Consider the following 2663-nt stretch of genomic DNA (forward strand, 5'->3'; position numbering starts at 1 on the left):
TAACGGTCTTGGTTAAGGCAAGTAGCGTGGAGTAGGGACACGTTCTTGTCGGCTTAGTTGTTTTTTACTTGGTGTCTAAAATATCACTTTTCACCGGAATGCCTGCTATTTGCGCTTAACCGATGTTGCTAACAGTATTTTTTAGTTACAGCAATTTATATGTTATTTTTATTTTTCCATTATCAGCTTTATAAGGATCAAATAAAAAGTATTTTGTTTCTCCACCATAATAATCCATTCTCAACTCCTCATTAATACTATCTTTAAAATAAAAATAGTAATAAATATCAGCCTCCTTACCAGGTTTAATTCTAATACTATCATTCGCATAACCTTCTATGTGGATATAATAAGTTGAATATGATCCCTTTTTGTTAGGTATTAAACTATCAATAATTTTGTCATTAAAGTCAGTTACGATAATTTCCTTTCTATCATTCGAGTTACCACAAGCAGATAAAAAGAATAATATAAATATCATTTTTATAAAGGGAACTGTATGTTCATTTTTTTGCATATTAAACGGAATTTTCAAAAAAAATATTGTTTGCAACGGTCTTGGTTAAGACAAGTAGCGTGGATTAGGGACGCGTTCTTGTCGGCTTAGTTATTTTTTACTTGGTGTCTAAAATAGCACTTTTCACCAGAATGCCCGCTATTTGCGCTTAACCGATGTTAGCTTTAGTGCTTTTTGTCAGATTTCAATTTTGTTTTTTTTGACTCTTGTCAATTTTCTCACATCAAATAGTTGATAATTAGAATTAAAGGAACTAAAAAGGGTAAAAAGCAGGATAACCAAAATCCTAGATTAAAAGTGATTTTCCGATATTTATTTTTGTCAATTGGGTTTATAAGTTTTTCAGTTATAGGACCTAAATAGTAAAAAATATTTGCAATTCCAATCATAATTAAATATCCGAATGCTTGAAAAACTATGTTAAAAATAGTTATTTCTCCATCCCAATTTTTATCGCTTTTCAGAATTAGAAATTCGATTACAACTAAGTAAAGAATAAATGCTAAAAATCCGCTTATTATTAATCCGAGGTTATATTTTAGTCGGTTTTTATTCCACCATCTTGTTGGAGAGTCTCGTTCTATTTTCCAAGTCGGATTACTCATTTCATTTTTTATTTTTTTTGCATTAAAGCTAACGGTCTTGGTTAAGGCAAGTAGCGTGGAGTAGGGACGCGTTCTTGTCGGCTTTGTGGTTTGTTACTTGGTGTCTAAAATAGCATTTTTCAACGGAATGCCTGCTATTTGCGCTTAACCGATGTTGCCCACAGTTATTTTTCCATTATGCTTTTTTTCAGTCGATTAAAGTTTGACCATTCTTTTGATGGGTAATCTTTAATAACCAATGTGCTGTCACTACTTATAACTGTATTTACAATTCCACTATGAGCGATTATTATAGGATTAGATAACTTCATTTCAGTTAATTGATTTATACAAAGTTCAAGCAATTTTCTATCTTCATTTGTTGCTGGTATAATTTTCTGTTCGTCAAAGTCTTTTCTCTGATAGTGAGTAATTGGGTCAATCGTACAGTCCATAATTCTTTTAGTATATTCTATGAAATAATCGGCTGTGCAATCTTTTTTGAAAAAACGTATACTTTCACTATTTCCGCCCCATTCTCCACATTTATCATCAGTATGAGTTAGTTTAATTTCTTCACACAAACTAATCTCAGACAGAGAATTGTTTTTAGTTTGACCGAAAATAATCATAATCGAAAACAAGCAAATAAATATTAAAATGTATTTTTTCACAAGAGTGAGTTTTAATTGTGGGCAACGGTCTTGGTTAAGGCAAGTAGCGTGGAGTAGGGACACGTTCTTGTCGGCTTAGTTGTTTTTTACTTGGTGTCTAAAATATCACTTTTCACTGGAATGCCCGCTATTTGCGCTTAACCGATGTTGTGTGTAGTTTTATTGTAATAAACAATCAATCCTAGCTCTTGTGAATTTAATTAATTCAAAGTATAAAAACATTTCACGATCATTGGAAAAATCAGAGTTTTCTTTAAATTCATTCCTTAGACTATCTGTCATTTTTATCCTTTTGTTTACCCAAACCTTTTGTTCCAAACATCCATTTTCATTTGGTTTCTCAGAATTTAAATCGTTGTAAATATTTATTCTCAAACTGTCAATTTTCGCATAATACTTTTTTTCAGTATCCAACATTTTATTACCGGTACTTAAATTTATTTGATTAAGACTATCAAGCTTTGTAAGATCAGCGTAATATTTTTCTTTATCTGTTTGAGAATATCCGTTAGTTGTAAAAAGTAACCCTAATATTATAAAAATCAGTTTCATTATAGCGGTGGTTTTTCTTGTGTAAAATTACACACAACGGTCTTGTTTAACGCAAGTGGCGTGGAGTAGGGACGCGAACTTGTCGGCTTTGATGTTTGTTAATTGGTCTCTAAAATAACACTTTTCAGCAGAATGCCCGCTATTTGCTGTTAGCATCCATGAAAAAGCAGTAATCGAGTATCTTTAATAATCACTATAAAAACTAAAGATATGGAAACCCGAGTTACTGCATTACCAAAGTTATTCATAGGAATTGATATTCACAAGAGAAGCTGGAAAATACATTGCAGCACCGATCTCTTTGGCGGTAAATCTTTCACGATGCCTCCAGATCCT

Annotated in this window: 4 protein-coding genes; all 4 read right to left on the minus strand. The window is 31.9% G+C overall.

All coding sequences use genetic code 11. From position 1 onward, the window contains the following. Positions 1-145 precede the first annotated feature (145 nt). Entirely contained in the window at positions 146-517 is a 372-nt protein-coding gene (locus tag I130_RS00015) for a hypothetical protein (protein WP_034917012.1), read from the minus strand. A gap of 218 nt (positions 518-735) precedes the next feature. After that, positions 736-1122, minus strand: a complete 387-nt coding sequence (locus tag I130_RS00020; RefSeq protein WP_034917016.1) for a hypothetical protein — start codon at positions 1120-1122, stop codon at positions 736-738. A gap of 164 nt (positions 1123-1286) precedes the next feature. Then, the gene (locus tag I130_RS00025) at positions 1287-1775 is read right to left on the minus strand and encodes a hypothetical protein (protein ID WP_157480451.1); all 489 of its coding nucleotides are present in this window, start codon (positions 1773-1775) and stop codon (positions 1287-1289) included. Between the two features lie 159 nt (positions 1776-1934). Beyond that, positions 1935-2327, minus strand: a complete 393-nt coding sequence (locus tag I130_RS00030; RefSeq protein WP_034917025.1) for a hypothetical protein — start codon at positions 2325-2327, stop codon at positions 1935-1937. Positions 2328-2663: the final 336 nt, after the last annotated feature.

Origin of the sequence: Gillisia sp. CAL575, from assembly GCF_000403785.1 — a bacterium.
Classification (GTDB): Bacteria; Bacteroidota; Bacteroidia; order Flavobacteriales; family Flavobacteriaceae; genus Gillisia.

Bases quoted from the DNA above. Each gene is read 5' to 3' on its own strand.
- I130_RS00015 (WP_034917012.1), bottom strand. From the start codon at position 517: ATGCAAAAAAATGAACATACAGTTCCCTTTATAAAAATGATATTTATA.
- I130_RS00020 (WP_034917016.1), bottom strand. From the start codon at position 1,122: ATGAGTAATCCGACTTGGAAAATAGAACGAGACTCTCCAACAAGATGG.
- I130_RS00030 (WP_034917025.1), bottom strand. From the start codon at position 2,327: ATGAAACTGATTTTTATAATATTAGGGTTACTTTTTACAACTAACGGA.